Origin of the sequence: Vibrio porteresiae DSM 19223, from assembly GCF_024347055.1 — a bacterium.
GTDB lineage: Bacteria > Pseudomonadota > Gammaproteobacteria > Enterobacterales > Vibrionaceae > Vibrio > Vibrio porteresiae.
In genome coordinates this window covers 3,008,766-3,025,486 of sequence record NZ_AP024895.1, presented here as the reverse complement: position 1 = coordinate 3,025,486, position 16,721 = coordinate 3,008,766, and the positions used below count along the sequence as shown (strand labels likewise).

At 44.0% G+C, this 16,721-nt stretch carries 15 protein-coding genes; 13 read left to right on the top strand and 2 right to left on the bottom strand.

The window, feature by feature from the left end:
• The first annotated feature begins 4 nt into the window (after positions 1-4).
• The 6 genes from ptsP to OCV11_RS13740 all read left to right on the top strand — a co-directional run bounded on the left by ptsP (position 5) and on the right by OCV11_RS13740 (position 6,372).
• The gene (gene ptsP / locus OCV11_RS13765) at positions 5-2,248 is read left to right on the top strand and encodes a phosphoenolpyruvate--protein phosphotransferase (protein WP_261893518.1); all 2,244 of its coding nucleotides are present in this window, start codon (positions 5-7) and stop codon (positions 2,246-2,248) included.
• A gap of 9 nt (positions 2,249-2,257) precedes the next feature.
• On the top strand, positions 2,258-3,052 hold the full coding sequence (locus OCV11_RS13760; RefSeq protein ID WP_261893517.1) for a sulfite exporter TauE/SafE family protein: 795 nt from the start codon (positions 2,258-2,260) through the stop codon (positions 3,050-3,052).
• A gap of 32 nt (positions 3,053-3,084) precedes the next feature.
• A complete protein-coding gene (gene lgt, locus OCV11_RS13755; protein WP_261893516.1) occupies positions 3,085-3,906 on the top strand; it encodes a prolipoprotein diacylglyceryl transferase in 822 nt (273 codons plus the stop codon).
• Between the two features lie 2 nt (positions 3,907-3,908).
• Positions 3,909-4,760, top strand: a complete 852-nt coding sequence (locus tag OCV11_RS13750) for a thymidylate synthase (RefSeq protein ID WP_261893515.1) — start codon at positions 3,909-3,911, stop codon at positions 4,758-4,760.
• 165 nt (positions 4,761-4,925) lie between these two features.
• A complete protein-coding gene (gene nhaR / locus OCV11_RS13745; RefSeq protein ID WP_261893514.1) occupies positions 4,926-5,816 on the top strand; it encodes a transcriptional activator NhaR in 891 nt (296 codons plus the stop codon).
• 256 nt (positions 5,817-6,072) lie between these two features.
• Entirely contained in the window at positions 6,073-6,372 is a 300-nt protein-coding gene (locus OCV11_RS13740; protein ID WP_261893513.1) for an ArsR/SmtB family transcription factor, read from the top strand.
• Positions 6,373-6,467: 95 nt separating this feature from the next.
• On the opposite strand, the gene rpsT is transcribed toward OCV11_RS13740, so the two are convergent.
• Positions 6,468-6,728, bottom strand: a complete 261-nt coding sequence (rpsT, locus tag OCV11_RS13735) for a 30S ribosomal protein S20 (RefSeq protein ID WP_261893512.1) — start codon at positions 6,726-6,728, stop codon at positions 6,468-6,470.
• 259 nt (positions 6,729-6,987) lie between these two features.
• On the opposite strand from rpsT, the gene murJ reads away from it, so the two are divergent.
• The 6 genes from murJ to ispH all read left to right on the top strand — a co-directional run bounded on the left by murJ (position 6,988) and on the right by ispH (position 14,570).
• Positions 6,988-8,550: a murein biosynthesis integral membrane protein MurJ gene (gene murJ, locus OCV11_RS13730; protein ID WP_261893511.1), complete on the top strand. Its 1,563-nt coding sequence runs from the start codon at positions 6,988-6,990 to the stop codon at positions 8,548-8,550.
• Between the two features lie 70 nt (positions 8,551-8,620).
• The gene (gene ribF / locus OCV11_RS13725) at positions 8,621-9,556 is read left to right on the top strand and encodes a bifunctional riboflavin kinase/FAD synthetase (RefSeq protein WP_261893510.1); all 936 of its coding nucleotides are present in this window, start codon (positions 8,621-8,623) and stop codon (positions 9,554-9,556) included.
• Positions 9,557-9,618: 62 nt separating this feature from the next.
• Positions 9,619-12,462 (top strand): isoleucine--tRNA ligase, encoded by a 2,844-nt coding sequence (ileS, locus tag OCV11_RS13720; protein WP_261893509.1) that lies wholly within the window; start codon positions 9,619-9,621, stop codon positions 12,460-12,462.
• A 15-nt stretch (positions 12,463-12,477) separates the two neighbouring features.
• Positions 12,478-12,984: a signal peptidase II gene (gene lspA, locus OCV11_RS13715; RefSeq protein ID WP_261893508.1), complete on the top strand. Its 507-nt coding sequence runs from the start codon at positions 12,478-12,480 to the stop codon at positions 12,982-12,984.
• Positions 12,985-13,139: 155 nt separating this feature from the next.
• Positions 13,140-13,571 (top strand): FKBP-type peptidyl-prolyl cis-trans isomerase, encoded by a 432-nt coding sequence (gene fkpB / locus OCV11_RS13710; protein WP_261893507.1) that lies wholly within the window; start codon positions 13,140-13,142, stop codon positions 13,569-13,571.
• A 33-nt stretch (positions 13,572-13,604) separates the two neighbouring features.
• Positions 13,605-14,570: a 4-hydroxy-3-methylbut-2-enyl diphosphate reductase gene (gene ispH / locus OCV11_RS13705; RefSeq protein WP_261893506.1), complete on the top strand. Its 966-nt coding sequence runs from the start codon at positions 13,605-13,607 to the stop codon at positions 14,568-14,570.
• 90 nt (positions 14,571-14,660) lie between these two features.
• On the opposite strand, the gene OCV11_RS13700 is transcribed toward ispH, so the two are convergent.
• A complete protein-coding gene (locus OCV11_RS13700; protein ID WP_261893505.1) occupies positions 14,661-16,136 on the bottom strand; it encodes a carbon starvation CstA family protein in 1,476 nt (491 codons plus the stop codon).
• A gap of 230 nt (positions 16,137-16,366) precedes the next feature.
• Here OCV11_RS13700 and OCV11_RS13695 point away from each other — a divergent pair, with 230 nt between their 5' ends.
• Positions 16,367-16,705, top strand: coding sequence for a DUF2799 domain-containing protein (locus tag OCV11_RS13695; protein ID WP_261893504.1), 339 nt, complete (start codon positions 16,367-16,369; stop codon positions 16,703-16,705).
• The last annotated feature ends 16 nt before the right edge of the window (positions 16,706-16,721 follow it).

Here is a 16,721-nt window from a genome sequence, read left to right as displayed (position 1 = left end):
AGAGATGCTTTCTCAGCTAAGGGACATAGTTGAACAGGTTTCGAAGGTCGAAGATGTGTATTTGGCATTGGACACTTTTGTTAAGCAGATATGCGAAGCTATGGGTACAGATTGCTGTACTGTCTATCTAGCCAACGAAGAACAACAACGACTCGAGTTGATGGCAACCCAAGGTCTGAAGTTTAAAGGCGATAAAATTCATATCGGCTTTGATGAGGGCTTGGTGGGGTTAGTGAAGCGATCAGCCGAGCCGTTAAACGTTGCTGAAGCATCAAAGCATCCTAATTTTAAATATTTTAAAGAGTTAGGGGAGGAAGTTTACAATTCCTTCCTTGGAACACCCATAATCCATCGTAAACAGGTGTTGGGTGTGCTGGTTGTCCAGCAGAAAAAACCGCGCTTGTTTAGTGAAATGGAAGTCTCCTTCCTTGTTACCCTCGCAGCCCAGCTCGCGGTGATTGTTACTCACGCACAAACTCAAGGCCAATGGTTATTATCGAAACAGAGAACGGTCAGTGGTATTGCTGCTTCTTCTGGTGTCGCGATTGGTGAGTTTTGGTGGGATGATACTCAGCCCCAATTATCAGAAGTATACCCAGCATCGACGTTGGATGTTCAACGTGAGCAAGAGTGGTTAACGCTAGCGATTGAAAGTGCGTTAGCGGACTTTCGCAAGATGCGTAAAAAGCTCGACAGTGAGATTCATAAAGAGGCACTGGCGATCTTCGACTTGTTCACGCACTTACTTAATGATCCTATGTTACGAAAGGATCTCAAAGAACAAGTGCAAAAAGGGGATCGTGCAGATTGGGCTTTGCGTCAAGTTGTTGAAGCTTATTCGAACCGTTTTGCTCGTATGTCTGATGTCTATCTGCGTGAGAGGGCGCAAGACATTCGTGAATTGGGGCAGCGTCTGCTCTACTTCCTCTACAATACCGAGCACGATCAACAGAACATTGAAAAGCCGATCATCTTAGTGGTGCGAGAGCTCACCGCTTCTTTGCTAGCGACGTTACCAAAAGATAAATTGTTGGCTGTTGTCTCGTTAGAAGGGGCGGCAAACTCCCACGCGGCTATTTTGTCGCGCGCTCTCGGTATTCCTGCGATTGTTGGTATCAAGCTAAACCTAAAAGATATCAACGGTAAACGCGGGATTGTGGATGGCTACAGTGGCAAACTGTTCATCACGCCTAATCGTCAGGTACTGCGAGAATACAAAGCGTTAGCTAACGAAGAGCGTGAATTGGCCAATATGGTCAATGAAACGGTTTCAGAGCCTGCTTTTACTCAAGATGGACAGCGCATCGAATTGCTTCTCAACGCCGGATTAACTGGGGAAACCTCGGTTGCGATTAACCAAGGCGTTGATGGAATTGGCCTTTATCGCACTGAAATATCCTTCCTTATGCAGCACCGTTTCCCTTCGGAAGAAGAGCAGGTGCAGCTGTATAAAACGGTAATGGGGGCGTATCCCGATAAACGTGTGGTGATGCGTACATTGGATGTTGGTGGTGATAAGCCACTGCCTTATTTGCCAATTGAAGAAGACAATCCATTTTTAGGATGGCGCGGTATTCGCTTTACTCTTGACCATCCAGATATCTTTTTAATTCAGCTACGTTCGATGTTAAAAGCGGGGGCTGAACATCATAACTTAGCTATTATGTTGCCAATGATCTCTAACGCGAAAGAGTTGGATGATGCGTTAGGTCTTTTGCAGCAAGCCTATCAAGATGCGGCGTTGGCTGACCCTCGAGTGATAATGCCACCGGTTGGCATCATGCTTGAAGTTCCTTCAATGCTTTATTTGCTGCCTCGTATTGCAAGTAAGATCGATTTTGTTTCAGTTGGTACTAACGATTTGACACAATATTTATTGGCAGTAGATAGAAACAATACACGTGTATCTGATGTCTATGACTCTATGCATCCTTCCGTTATCATGGCGCTCAATCAAATTAAGCAGATCTGTCATGACAATGGCATACCTGCTTGTGTGTGTGGTGAATTAGCGGGTGATCCTATGGGAGCGTTGTTGCTAGCTGGGCTCGGATTTACGTCATTAAGTATGAATACGTCCAACGTGGCGAGGATCAAATACTTGCTACGTAATTCAGATCTCAATGATCTGAAAAAATTGGCGCAGCAAGCACTTCTGCAATCCTATGGTAAAGATATTTATAATATGATGCTGGCGCATTTTGAGGAAAAAGGCTTCTCAGGCTTTGTCCGCGCTGGCAAAAAATAGGAACAGAATGTGAATATAGAATTGATGGCTCTAATGTTGGTGTTAGGGTCATGTGTTGGTGTGCTTGCTGGTTTATTAGGCATAGGTGGTGGGCTGGTGGTTGTTCCTTCACTGCTGTTTTTACTCCCTTATGCCGATATTTCTTCGAATATTGTCATGCATTTGGCATTGGCAACCTCATTAGCCACTATCATAGTGACTTCCGCTTCTTCTGCGTTTAATCACTTTAAGTTAGGTAACGTCGATTTCTTTATTGTGAAATGGCTGATGCCTGGCGTGTTGATCGGTGGTTTTCTTGGCTCAACGATTGCCGAGTGGATTCCCAGCCAATATCTGCCTAAAGTGTTTGGTGTCATTGTGTTTGGACTGGCGATACAAATGTACCGTTCTATCCGTATCGAGACCTACCAACCTATGCCAAATGCTTGGATAACGGCCATCTGGGGAAGCGGTATCGGTATTCTTTCCAGTTTGGCAGGGATTGGGGGCGGTTCTCTATCGGTTCCATTTCTGAACAAACATGGTGTAGAAATGCGTAAAGCTGTGGGATGTTCGGCGGTCTGTGGCTTTGGTATTGCGATTTCAGGCATGGTGGGATTTATTCTGCACGGTATTAACGTGGAAGGTCTTCCTAAATACAGTGTTGGTTATGTCTATCTGCCAGCCTTGGTCGCGATCTCATGTACCTCAATACTGACCACAAAGTTTGGGGCTAAATTGGCAGTACGTTTGCCGTCAGCAGTGCTAAAGAGAGTGTTTTCCCTATTTCTGATGTGTGTTGCATCCACCATGATGATGCAATAATGGATACAGACTAACAAAAGAGAGCTTCATTTATGTCGCAAGACTATTTCCATTTTCCTGATTTCGATCCTGTGATCTTTTCTATTGGCCCTGTATCGGTGCGTTGGTACGGACTCATGTATCTCGTGGGATTCATGTTCGCTTTATGGCTGGCTAATCGCCGCGCTGATAAACCAGGTAGCGGTTGGACTCGTGAACAAGTCTCCGATTTGTTATTTGCCGGATTTTTAGGTGTGGTTATCGGTGGACGCATTGGGTATGTGTTGTTCTATAACCTTGGTCTGTTTTTAGATAACCCACTGTATCTTTTTGAAGTGTGGACTGGCGGTATGTCTTTCCATGGTGGTTTGCTTGGTGTGATTACAGCCATGTTCTGGTATGGGCGTAAACACAATCGATCATTCTTCAGTATTGCCGACTTTGTTGCGCCACTTGTGCCATTTGGCTTAGGTGCTGGTCGTATGGGTAACTTCATCAATGGTGAACTTTGGGGACGTCAAACAGATGTGCCTTGGGCGATGATTTTCCCAGGTGGTGGTCCAATTCCTCGCCATCCTTCACAACTGTATGAGTTTCTGCTGGAAGGGGTAGTGATGCTGTTGGTCTTGAACGTGTTTGTTCGCCGTTCTCGCCCACTTGGCTCAGTGTCTGGTCTCTTTTTGGTGCTTTATGGTATATTCCGCAGCTTCATTGAGTTTTTCCGTCAGCCAGATCCTCAGTTAGGGCTGTTTGATGGTGTCATCTCTATGGGACAAATACTCTCCATTCCGATGATTGTTATTGGCTTGGGATTGATTATTTGGTCTTATAAACGCGGTGTTTATAAAGATAACTCAGCAGAAAATAAGGGTTAAAAGTGAAACAGTATTTAGAGCTTTGCCAACGTATCGTTGAGCATGGGCAGTGGATTGAAAACGAACGAACAGGTAAACGTTGTCTAACCGTCATCAATGCTGATCTCACTTACGATGTTGCTGCTAACCAATTTCCACTCGTAACGACGCGTAAAAGTTTTTGGAAAGCAGCGGTTGCAGAGCTGCTTGGTTATATCCGTGGCTATGATAACGCTGCAGACTTTCGCAAGCTTGGTACTAAGACATGGGATGCAAATGCGAACTTAAACGACGCATGGCTAAATAACCCATTTCGTAAAGGCGAAGATGACATGGGGCGCGTTTATGGCGTTCAAGGTCGTGCTTGGGCTAAGCCTGATGGCGGACATGTCGACCAATTACGTAAAATTGTCGATGATTTAAAACGTGGGGTAGATGACCGAGGTGAAATCCTCAATTTTTACAACCCAGGTGAATTTCATATGGGCTGCTTACGCCCTTGCATGTACAGTCATCATTTCTCGTTACTTGGTGATACCTTGTACCTGAACAGCACGCAGCGTTCTTGTGATGTTCCGCTTGGTCTAAATTTCAATATGGTTCAAGTGTATGCGTTCTTAGCGATCATGGCGCAGATAACCGGTAAAAAACCGGGGCAGGCTTACCATAAAATCGTCAATGCTCATATTTACGAAGACCAATTGGAATTGATGCGTGATGTGCAGCTTAAACGTGAACCGTTCGCCGCTCCGCAGTTTAAGATCAATCCAAAGATTCAATCGCTAGAAGATTTGGAAACATGGGTGACCTTGGATGATTTCGAAGTGATTGGATATGAATATCACGATCCGATTCAATATCCATTTTCTGTTTAATAAAAAAGCGCCTATGTTGGCGCTTTTTTAATATTAATTTAAAATAGTTAAATATATTCTAAATTATTTATTATATTAGTAATTGGTTATTTGAGTATATACTCTGAAATAAGCATTAGAAACGATGAATATATTGATTAAACTAAGACTTGCGGAATAAATACAATGTCACATCTCAACTACAACCATCTCTACTATTTCTGGATGGTATGCAAGCAAGGTTCAATTACCAAAGCCGCAGATGCTTTGTTTTTAACGCCTCAAACAGTCACCGGGCAAATAAAAGCATTAGAAGAACGCATGGACGGTAAACTCACCAAGCGAACTGGGCGCAGTATTGAGCCAACCGAATTAGGTCAGTTGGTGTTTAAGTATGCCGATCGTATGTTTGGCCTAAGCTATGAGATGATGGATATTGTTAATTACAGTCAAAGAGCCAATTTGCTATTTGATGTTGGCGTGGCTGATGCGTTGTCCAAACGTTTGGTGAGCAAGATATTGGGGATGACTATTCCCATGGATCAGCGAATTCACCTACGTTGTTTTGAATCCACGCATGAAATGTTACTTGAGCAGCTATCTCAACATAAATTGGATATGATTCTATCCGATTGTCCTGTCGATTCTAGTCAAAGCCCTGGGTTATACAGTAAAAAGCTCGGAGAGAGCCGTATGAGCTTCTTTTGTCGTACATCCGAGGTGACTGGGACATTTCCTGACTTGTTACAGGACAAGAAGCTGCTGGTGCCGGGAAGCCGCACTGCAATGGGGAGAAAAGTACGTCAATGGTTCGATCGTCAGGGGTTACATCCAAATATTCTTGGAGAGTTTGACGATGCTGCATTAATGAATGCATTTTCGCGTTATCACCCTGAAATGATTTTCTTAGCCCCATCTTTTTATGAACAGGAAATTGAAGATGATATTCCGTTACATAAAATAGAACAAATTGATGAATTAAAAGAAGAATACTATGTCATATTTGCCGAAAGGATGATTCAACACCCGGCAGTAAAAAATGTGTGTGATGCGAATTTTAATAAATTATTCGATTAACCCATTTATTAGCGTGATTAAATGAATTAATATCACACAATCCAGTATTAAATATCATTGTAGTCTTAGAAATGATATGCACAAACACTGGATTTGTCTCGCTCTAGTGTTCGCAAATTCATAAAAGTTGTTATTTTAGGCTTTCGTAAAATACTCCCCGTTTACGTAAGCCTTATTAGTTTGATTCTTCACTTTGTTGAATATTTGCCGAATGAACTGCGTTTTTGAATAGTTGTCCTATGAGGCTCTTTTACTCATGAACCTACAAGAAATAGAAAAAAATTCCGCTGAAGCAGTCGTTCTGCTTAAAGCGATGGCCAACGAAAGGCGTTTGCAGATCCTGTGCATGTTGCACAATCAAGAACTGTCTGTTGGTGAGTTATGCGGCAAGTTGGCACTTAGCCAGTCAGCTCTTTCACAACACCTAGCGTGGTTACGAAGAGATGGTTTGGTAGAAACCCGCAAGGAAGCGCAAACCGTGTATTACACTTTGAGCAGTAATGAAGTGAAGTCACTGATGGAGGCTTTACATAGCCTTTTTTGTGTAACCGAGTAATGCAGTAATATTTTTTTGTTTTCCTTGGCTGTTTTAGCCAATAAAAAAACCGGCCAAAGCCGGTTTTTTTTATCACTACATTATCAAAGTTCTAATTATAGAGCGTTGATAGCTGCAGAGAAACGAGACTTGTGACGAGCAGCTTTATTCTTGTGAATAAGGCCTTTAGTCGCCATACGGTCTAGGATAGGTGTAACTACAGCGAATGCAGCAGTTGCAGCTTCTTTGTCGCCAGCAGCGATTGCAGCAACAGTTTTCTTCATGTAAGTGCGCATCATTGAACGGCGGCTAGCATTGTGCTGACGACGTTTTTCAGATTGGATAGCGCGCTTCTTAGCAGATTTATTATTTGCCAAGGGTCTAACTCCCAAAAACTTTAGTTCGGTGACAATTTAAGGGCCGGAAATATCCCTTATTTGCACTTAAATGTCAAATGATTTGTGCAAAAACCCAGCTAAGCCAAACAAGTTTGGAATCAGAAGAGCTTCGCGGTTAAGATGGCGTGGATTCTAACAGTATTTTTTTTCCAATGCTAATACTTATCTAATCAGGAACTGACATTCTTTACCTGCGGATGATGATAATGTTGTTTTAGCGTATTTTTTCGAGGTAACCGTGAGTAAACGCTTGCTCAAGTCAGGCATGATTGTAAGTGCTATGACGTTGATTTCTCGTGTACTTGGCCTAGTTCGTGACGTTGTTGTCGCTAACCTAATGGGGGCCGGTGCAAGTGCCGATGTATTTTTCTTTGCTAACAAAATTCCTAACTTTTTACGTCGGTTATTTGCAGAAGGGGCTTTCTCGCAAGCCTTTGTCCCTGTACTGACTGAATATCATGCTTCTGGGGATATAAACAAAACCCGTGAGTTAGTTGCTCGAGCATCGGGAACCTTAGGTGTCATTGTCACTTTGGTTACCTTATTGGGGATTGTTTTTTCTGGTGTTGTGACAGCGGTCTTTGGTGCCGGTTGGTTTATCGATTGGTTACACGGTGGTCCTGCCGCTGCGAAATTCGAATTAGCCAGCTTTCTGCTAAAAATTACTTTCCCCTATTTATGGTTTATCACGTTTGTCGCCTTGTCGGGCGCTATCCTCAATACCATGGGGAAATTTGCGGTCTCTTCTTTTACGCCCGTATTCCTAAATGTGATGATCATCGGTTGCGCATGGTTTCTCTCTCCGCATCTGGAACTGCCTGAAATCGGCTTGGCGATCGGTGTCTTTTTAGGTGGATTGGTCCAATTTCTATTTCAGTTACCTTTCTTATTGAAAGCAGGCGTACTTTCTCGTCCTAAATGGGGATGGCGTGATCCTGGTGTAGTGAAAATTCGCACCTTAATGATTCCTGCTCTATTTGGTGTGTCGGTCAGTCAAATTAACTTGCTCTTCGATACCTTTATCGCCAGTTTCTTGCAAACGGGTTCAATCAGCTGGCTTTACTATTCTGACCGTTTACTTGAGTTTCCTTTGGGTATGTTTGGTATTGCTATTGCAACCGTTATCCTACCCGCGTTATCGCGTAAACACGTTGATGCGCAAAGTTCTGGTTTTGCTGAGACGATGGATTGGGGCGTGCGTATGGTGACGCTGCTTGGCATTCCAGCGATGTTGGGACTGATGGTACTGGCTAAACCGATGATTATGGTGCTGTTTATGCGAGGCTCTTTCTCTCCGGAAGATGTACATCAAGCCTCGTTGTCATTATTGGCGTATGCCTCTGGATTACTTAACTTTATGTTGATTAAGGTCCTAGCTCCGGGCTATTACTCTCGTCAAGATACCAAAACGCCAGTGCGCTATGGTATTGTCGCGATGGTCAGCAATATGGTGTTAAACGCGATTTTTGCTTATTTCTTTGGTTACATCGGGTTAGCTGTGGCTACGTCGATCTCTGCTTTCATTAATATGGCGTTGCTCTATCGTGGTTTGCATTTGCAAGGCGTGTATATTGTGACTCGTAAAACGGTCTTCTTTATTGTACGTTTGATGATTGCTGGTGCTTTGATGTTAGCCGCCTTGGATTGGGCCTTAGCTGATATGTCGGTGTGGTTGACTTGGGGCTTGACTCAACGTGCGATGACCTTAGTCGGACTAATAGGTCTGGGAGCCTTGGTGTATCTCGCTGCAGTGCTTTTATTTGGCATCCGTTTAAAAGATTTAAAAGCGGCGACAGATTGATGTCTTTTAGGGTATAATCCGCCAGTTTTACGCCCAAACAACAAGAAAAATAGGTTTTAAACAGGTTCTGATGGAATTCGTTCGCGGTATACATAATATCAAACCACACCACCATGGTTGTGTCTTGACGATAGGGAATTTTGATGGTGTCCACCTTGGTCACCAGCAAGTGCTACGTCAGGTTGCACAACGAGCCAAACAATTAGGATTGGACTCGGTTGTGATGACGTTTGAACCGCAACCTATGGAATTGTTTGCTAAGGAGCGGGCGCCAGCTCGCTTAACTCGATTGAGAGACAAGTTTGTTCAATTGAGCAAATTGGAGCTCGATCGACTCCTGTGCGTAAACTTTAATTATCGCTTTGCCTCACTGACAGCAGAAAGCTTCATCCGTGACTTGTTGGTCAAGCAATTGGGTGTTAAGTTTCTCGTCGTAGGTGATGACTTCTGCTTCGGGCGCGAAAGAAAAGGCAATTTCGCTATGTTGCAGCAAGCAGGCCAAGAATATGGTTTTCAAGTCGTTAATACGCAGAGTTTTTGCCTAGAAGCTTTGCGCGTGAGTAGCACTGCAATTCGCGATGCACTTGCCCATGACGATTTGGCTTCTGCCGCAACCATGCTTGGTCGTCATTACAGTATCAGTGGACGTGTCTCCCATGGCCGCAAATTAGGAAGAACGATTGGTTTTCCTACCGCTAACATTCCGTTGAAACGTACCGTTTCTCCGGTGTCGGGAGTCTACGTTGTTGAGGTAAAAGGTTTAGGAGACACCACCATCGGTGGGGTGGCCAACATTGGTAATCGCCCAACCGTAAACGGTGTCCGTCAGCAGCTTGAAGTACACTTATTTAACTTCCAAGGCAATTTATACGGTAAACAGTTAGAAGTTGTCCTTTTGCATAAATTGCGTAATGAAGTGAAATTTGAGTCTTTTGCTGCATTGAAACAACAAATCGAATTGGATGCTGAGGCAGCAAGGGTGTGGCTGCGTCAGCGTAATGGTTGATTGGAATCGTCTACCTTTCAACATAATGTCTAACTTCGCCCAACTAACGGAATTAAGAATCGATGAGTGAGTATAAAGATACCCTGAACTTACCTGAAACAGGGTTTCCGATGCGCGGCAATCTGGCCAATCGTGAGCCAGAAATGCTTCAGCGTTGGTATGAAGAGGATCTTTACGGTGCAATCCGTAAAGCTAAGAAAGGCAAAAAATCTTTCGTATTACACGATGGCCCTCCGTACGCCAACGGTGATATTCACATTGGTCACGCACTAAACAAGATTCTTAAAGACATTATTATTAAATCCAAAACACTTTCTGGTTTTGACGCGCCATACGTACCAGGTTGGGACTGTCACGGTCTACCAATCGAACTGATGGTGGAAAAGAAATTCGGTAAGCCAGGTCAAAAACTGACTGCTGCTGAATTCCGTGAAAAATGTCGTGAATACGCTGCTGGACAAGTTGAAGGTCAAAAAGAGAGCTTCAAACGTCTAGGTGTGCTGGGCGCTTGGGATAAACCATACCGCACTATGGATTTTGCTACTGAAGCGAACATCATTCGCGCACTAGGCAAAATCGCTGACAATGGTCACCTATTGAAAGGCTTTAAACCAGTTCACTGGTGTACTGACTGTGGTTCTGCACTAGCAGAAGCAGAAGTTGAGTATAAAAACAAAAAGTCTCCTTCAATCGATGTACGTTTTAAAGCGACTGATGAAGCGGCTGTACTAAGCAAATTTACATTCGATGGTGAACAAGGTTCTGGTGACGTTTCTATCGTTATTTGGACAACCACTCCATGGACTCTTCCAGCAAACCGCGCGGTTTGTATGCGCGAAGATCTAGAGTACGTATTGGTTCAAATTGAAGGTGAACAAGCTGAACGCATCATCGTTGCAGCAGAGCTGCTAAAAGATGTGATGGCTCGTGCTGGTATCGAAAATTACCACACACTTGGTTATGCCAAAGGTGCGGATCTTGAGTTGCTGCAATTCAACCATCCATTCCTTGAATTCTCTGTTCCAGCGATCCTTGGTGATCACGTAACAACTGATTCAGGTACCGGCGTGGTTCACACTGCACCAGGCCACGGTCAAGAAGACTTTGTGGTTGGTCAAAAATACGGTCTAGAAGTGGCTAACCCTGTTGGTTCTAACGGTGTTTACCTTCCAGACACTAAATATTTTGCTGGCGAGCACGTATTCAAAGCAAACCCTGCAGTGGTTGAGCTTTTGAAAGAAAAAGGTGCATTGCTGCATTACAACGAGTTTGAACACAGCTACCCACACTGCTGGCGTCACAAAACTCCAATTATCTTCCGTGCAACACCACAATGGTTCGTTTCTATGGATCAAGCTGGCCTTCGTGCTCAAGCACTTAGCGCAATTAAAGGTGTTAAATGGATGCCAGATTGGGGTCAAAGCCGTATCGAAGGTATGGTGGAAGGTCGCCCTGAATGGTGTATCTCTCGTCAACGTACTTGGGGTGTGCCAATTGCTCTGTTTGTACACAAAGAAACAGCAGAACTTCATCCAGATACTCTAAACCTGATTGAAAAAGTCGCTCAACTAGTTGAGAAAAAAGGCATTCAAGCATGGTGGGATCTTGAACCTGAAGCATTGCTAGGTGCAGACGCAGCAAACTACGAAAAAGTACTGGATACGTTGGACGTATGGTTTGACTCTGGTGTGACTCACTATGCGGTTGTGGATGCGCGTGAAGAGTTTAACGGCAATGAACCAGACATGTACCTTGAAGGTTCTGACCAACACCGTGGTTGGTTCCAATCTTCATTGATCACTGCTGTTGCGACCAAGGGTAAAGCGCCTTACAAAGAAGTGCTAACTCATGGTTTCGTTGTCGATGGCCAAGGCCGCAAGATGTCAAAATCTATCGGTAACGTAGTTGCGCCAAAAGATGTGACTAATAAGCTTGGTGCTGACATTCTACGTCTATGGGTTGCATCAACTGACTACACCGGTGAAGTAGCGGTTTCTGATGAAATCCTAAAACGCAGTGCTGATGCGTACCGTCGTATTCGTAACACCGCGCGTTTCTTCTTAGCCAACCTAAATGGTTTCAACCCTGCAACAGATATCGTTCCTGTTGAAGAGATGGTGGCGTTGGATCGTTGGGCTGTCGGTGTTGCTCTAACGGCTCAAGAAGAGATCGTTAAAGCGTACGACGAATACAACATGCACACTGTTGTGCAACGTCTGATGAACTTCTGTTCAATCGAGATGGGTTCTTTCTATCTTGATGTGATCAAAGACCGTCAGTACACCGCGAAACGTGGTGGCCATGCACAACGTAGTTGTCAAACTGCGCTGTATTTCATCGTTGAAGCATTGGTTCGTTGGATGGCACCTATCATGTCATTCACTGCTGATGAGATCTGGAATGAAATGCCAGTGAAACAAGCAAACGGTGAAGATCGTGCGAAATACGTATTCACTGAAGAGTGGTTCGATGGTCTATTCGGTTTGGCTGAAGGCGAAGAGCTCAACAATGAGTTCTGGGACAACATCCAACACGTTCGTGATGCAGTGAATAAACTGCTAGAAAATGCACGTACCGAAAAAGTGATTGGTGGTTCTCTACAAGCTGAAGTGACTTTGTTTGCTGATGACGCTATTGCTGCGAATCTGAACAAGCTTGAAGACGAATTGCGTTTTGTACTTCTGACTTCAGCTGCAACAGTTAAACCACTTGCTGAGAAGACTGAACAAGCTCATGAAACTGAGATCAAAGGTCTGTTCGTTCAAGTAAGCAAAACTGAAGCAGAAAAATGTGAGCGTTGCTGGCACCATACTCATGATGTAGGCACTATCAAAGGTCATGAAACTATTTGTGGTCGTTGTGTGTCAAACGTTGACGGTGATGGTGAAGTACGTAAGTACGCTTAACGAAAGACGGTATTCATGACAAAACAAGCTATTACGTTAAAACAATCGGGAGTGCGCTGGCTAGGGCTAGCGTTACTCGTATTCATTGTCGATATTGCAATTAAGCTCGTAGTAATGAACACCATTGGATTTGGTTGGGAGAATCGTATTGAGGTTCTGCCTTTCTTTAATCTGGTGTACGTTCATAACTTTGGTGCTGCATTTAGCTTCCTCAGTGACCAAGCCGGTTGGCAACGATGGCTATTTACGGCAATTGCTTTTGCTGTGGTGATGTTCCTTGTGGTTTCAATGCGTCGTTCGAGCGCGAGTGAAAAATGGGGCAATATCGCTTATGCATTAATTATTGGTGGTGCTGTGGGGAACGTGTTTGACCGCGTTGTTCATGGTTTCGTGGTGGATTATCTTGATGTGTTTTGGGGTAATTACCACTGGCCAGCCTTTAATCTAGCAGATAGTGCAATCTGTATCGGTGCGGTAATGATCTTATTAGAGGGCTTTCGCACTAAAAAAGCAGAGGCTTAATCTTGCCATTGGCTTGCTAAAATCTGAATAACCCTAAGCGCTGTCCGTTGATTCGGATGGCGCTTTTTGTTAGAAGAAGAACGGAAATTCCTTTTTCTTTAGCGTCATAATATTCATAACAGCGGAAAATCACCGCATAACGCAGGGATAGGCACGTGACAACAATAAAAGAGCACTCCGTCGTTACTCTACATTTCACTATTAAATTGAAAGACGGTTCAATTGCAGATAGTACATTCAACTTAGGTAAGCCAGCTCAGTTTGTTATCGGTGACGGTAATATCAGTGAGAATTTTGAGCAGCATCTGCTGGGATTGGTGGCTGGTGATAAACGTGCTATTGAATTAGCCGCAAAAGATGCTTTTGGTCTACCTAATCCTGACAACATCCAATATATGGATCGAAGTAAGTTTGTTGGAGACGCTGAAGTTGAAGTCGGCACCATTATGGCGTTTAGTGCTCCAGATGGTTCAGAAATTCCCGGCATTATTACCTCAATAGCCGGTGATTCTGTCACTGTGGATTTTAATCACCCACTCGCCGGACAAGATGTGATTTTCGATGTGGAAATTTTGTCTGTCGCGTAACTTACCGTAGAATACCGGTCATAAATACATTTCATGAGCAAAAAAATGAAAATACTGTTAGCAAACCCGCGTGGCTTTTGTGCTGGCGTCGATCGTGCCATCAGCATTGTTGAACGAGCATTAGAAATCTATCAACCGCCTATTTATGTGCGTCATGAGGTGGTTCATAACCGCTTTGTCGTTGAAGGGCTAAAACAGCGTGGTGCTATTTTTGTTGAAGAGCTAGCGGAAGTTCCTGATGACAATATTGTGATCTTTTCTGCTCACGGTGTATCTCAAGCGGTACGTCAAGAAGCGGCACAGCGTTCTTTGACTGTTTTTGATGCCACTTGTCCTTTGGTCACTAAGGTCCATATGGAAGTTGCTCGTGCCAGTCGCAAGCATATGGAAGTGGTGCTGATTGGTCATGCTGGTCACCCAGAAGTTGAAGGTACGATGGGCCAATACACCAGCAGTGAAGGTGGAATGTATTTGGTTGAGAATCCTGCCGATGTAGATGCGTTGCAAGCCAAAGTTAAAAGTGGTGACAATCTACATTACGTTAGTCAAACGACGCTTTCTGTGGATGAAACAGCGGATGTCATCGATCGCCTACGCGAAGTTTTTCCAGCAATTCAAGGCCCGCGTAAAGACGACATCTGTTATGCCACTCAAAACCGTCAAGACGCTGTTCGTGCTTTGTCTTCTCAGGTGGATGTAATGATTGTGGTTGGCTCTAAAAATTCGTCTAACTCGACGCGTTTAAAAGAGCTAGCAGAGAAATTGGGTACGCCAGGCTACCTGACGGATAGTGCCGAAGATATTCAACCTGAGTGGTTTGTTGGCGCTAAACTGGTTGGGGTAACGGCTGGTGCATCGGCTCCTGAAGAGTTGGTGAATCAAATTCTCGATCGCATTAAAGAGTTGGGTGCAGAAGACTACGTTGAAGAAGTGTTAGGCCGTGAAGAGAATATGTTCTTTGAAGTGCCTAAAGAACTGCAAATTAAGCAAGTAGATTAATCGGTATTTGCTTTGACAGATGACTTCAATGAAATGAAAAAAGGCTCCGAGGAGCCTTTTTTGATGTCTTAAATTTGGGTGCTTAGATAATTAAGCGGTTGGCAGATTAGAATCCTGTTCTGTTGAATTCATTTCGCCTTTCCCTTTGGATTTCACCATCACAACAATCATCGCAACTAAAGATAAGCCGCTGCCGATAAGTGTTGAGATTTGCATCGGCATACCAAAGCCTAATGTGCTGTTGTTTAGGATGAAAGTGATACAAACGGCAGTCATAAACACGGCTGGAATTGTACTGATCCAGTGCAGTTTATTGTGACGTAGTAGGTAAGCTGATGCTGTCCACAACATCATTACTGCGGTTGCTTGGTTAGCAAAACCGAAGTAACGCCAGATGATGCCAAAGTCAACTTGAGTTAGAGCTGCACCGATAACGAACAGTGGCACTGCCATCAGCAGGCGATTGCGCAGTGATTTTTGCTCCATGTTGAAGTATTCAGCCAAAATTAGGCGGCTTGAGCGGAATGCTGTGTCACCTGAAGTGATTGGTAGAATAACAACGCCTAGGAAGGCAATCACGCCACCAAAGACACCCAGTAGACCAAAGGATGCGGTATACACCACATTACCAGGACCACCGTGGTTAACGGCGTCAGTTAATGCATCTAGAGAGCCGAAGAATGACAGCGCTACTGCACACCAGATTAGCGCGATGATGCCTTCACCAATCATTGCTCCATAGAAGACAAAGCGACCGTTCTTTTCGTTTTCCATACAACGAGCCATTAGAGGTGACTGAGTTGCATGGAAGCCTGAAATAGCACCACAAGCAATGGTGATAAACAGCGCTGGCCATAATGGCATATCGTTTGGATTGAGGTTGTAGAACATGTCGGTGACTTTGAAGTTACTTAGTACATGATGTTCACTTGAGAACGCCATCGCAGTAATCAGACCAACTGACATGAAAATCAGTAGGGCACCAAACAGAGGGTAGAAGCGGCCGATGATTTTATCGACAGGAACAATGGTCGCCAAAATGTAGTAAGCGAATATGATCACCACCATGAAAGTCATGCTGACATGCATACTGGTTTGTTCATTGATCAAGTTAGTGATCATGCCTGCTGGAGCAGAAACGAATACCACACCAACTAAAAGCAGTAGGACAATGGCAAAAATGTTCATAAAGTGTTTTGCGCCATTACCTAAGTATTTGCCTGTGATAGCTGGAACAGAGGCTCCGTTATTACGGATAGAAAGCATACCAGAGAAGTAGTCGTGAACTGCACCAGCAAAAATACAACCGATAACAATCCATAACATTGCGGCTGGGCCATATAGAGCGCCCATGATTGGGCCAAAAATTGGACCTACACCAGCAATGTTGAGTAGTTGTACTAAGTACACTTTTGGCGTTGACATCGGCACGTAGTCGACACCATCGGCCATAGTATGAGCAGGGGTTTTGCGATGTTCATTAATACCAAATACTTTCTCTACGAACGCACCGTATATAAAGTATCCAGCGAGTAGCGCAGCTACGCAGGTAAGAAACCACAACATAGGGTAGGATCCTTTTGTTCGTTATTACATTAATAATTGTGCTGATTTTAGAAGTGTAAATAAGCAGAAGCACGTGGTTTTAGGCTGAGTGGTCGAATAGCTATTTAAGTGGTTTTTAAACACCGTGAGTGGTTTTTACAGTTTCTTAACGGTTTACGCGATACACTTAGGCGCTACAATGCTTATGTGCATAATGATGAGCGGTTTTATCAATCGTATTAAGGATTTCAATGAAAAACGTATTTTGCCTAATCGCATTAGTACTGGCAGGCTGTGCGGCTAATGATGCGGGCGTTACCACACAAACTGATGCTTACAGTATGGGCTATCAAGATGGTATTCGTGGTCGCGAAGAACGCTCTTATCAGCAGTTGACTAGTTTGGGTGCGGGCGGTCAATCTGATTATGATCGCGGATACTCACAAGGGGTTGCGGTGTACTGTAATCCTAACGCTGCATACCAAATTGGCCTTAGTGGTCAGATGTACGAAGGCGTATGTGATCATATGAAAAATGGACAAAAATTCAGAATGGAATGGCAGCGCGGCTGGCGCGACTATAATCAATAAGTTACCTACGTTTCTT

Coding starts and splice junctions, on each gene's coding strand:
- ptsP (WP_261893518.1), top strand. CDS start 5: ATGCTTTCTCAGCTAAGGGACATAGTTGAACAGGTTTCGAAGGTCGAA.
- lgt (WP_261893516.1), top strand. CDS start 3,085: ATGTCGCAAGACTATTTCCATTTTCCTGATTTCGATCCTGTGATCTTT.
- nhaR (WP_261893514.1), top strand. CDS start 4,926: ATGTCACATCTCAACTACAACCATCTCTACTATTTCTGGATGGTATGC.
- OCV11_RS13740 (WP_261893513.1), top strand. CDS start 6,073: ATGAACCTACAAGAAATAGAAAAAAATTCCGCTGAAGCAGTCGTTCTG.
- ribF (WP_261893510.1), top strand. CDS start 8,621: ATGGAATTCGTTCGCGGTATACATAATATCAAACCACACCACCATGGT.
- ileS (WP_261893509.1), top strand. CDS start 9,619: ATGAGTGAGTATAAAGATACCCTGAACTTACCTGAAACAGGGTTTCCG.
- lspA (WP_261893508.1), top strand. CDS start 12,478: ATGACAAAACAAGCTATTACGTTAAAACAATCGGGAGTGCGCTGGCTA.
- ispH (WP_261893506.1), top strand. CDS start 13,605: ATGAGCAAAAAAATGAAAATACTGTTAGCAAACCCGCGTGGCTTTTGT.
- OCV11_RS13700 (WP_261893505.1), bottom strand. CDS start 16,136: ATGTTGTGGTTTCTTACCTGCGTAGCTGCGCTACTCGCTGGATACTTT.
- OCV11_RS13695 (WP_261893504.1), top strand. CDS start 16,367: ATGAAAAACGTATTTTGCCTAATCGCATTAGTACTGGCAGGCTGTGCG.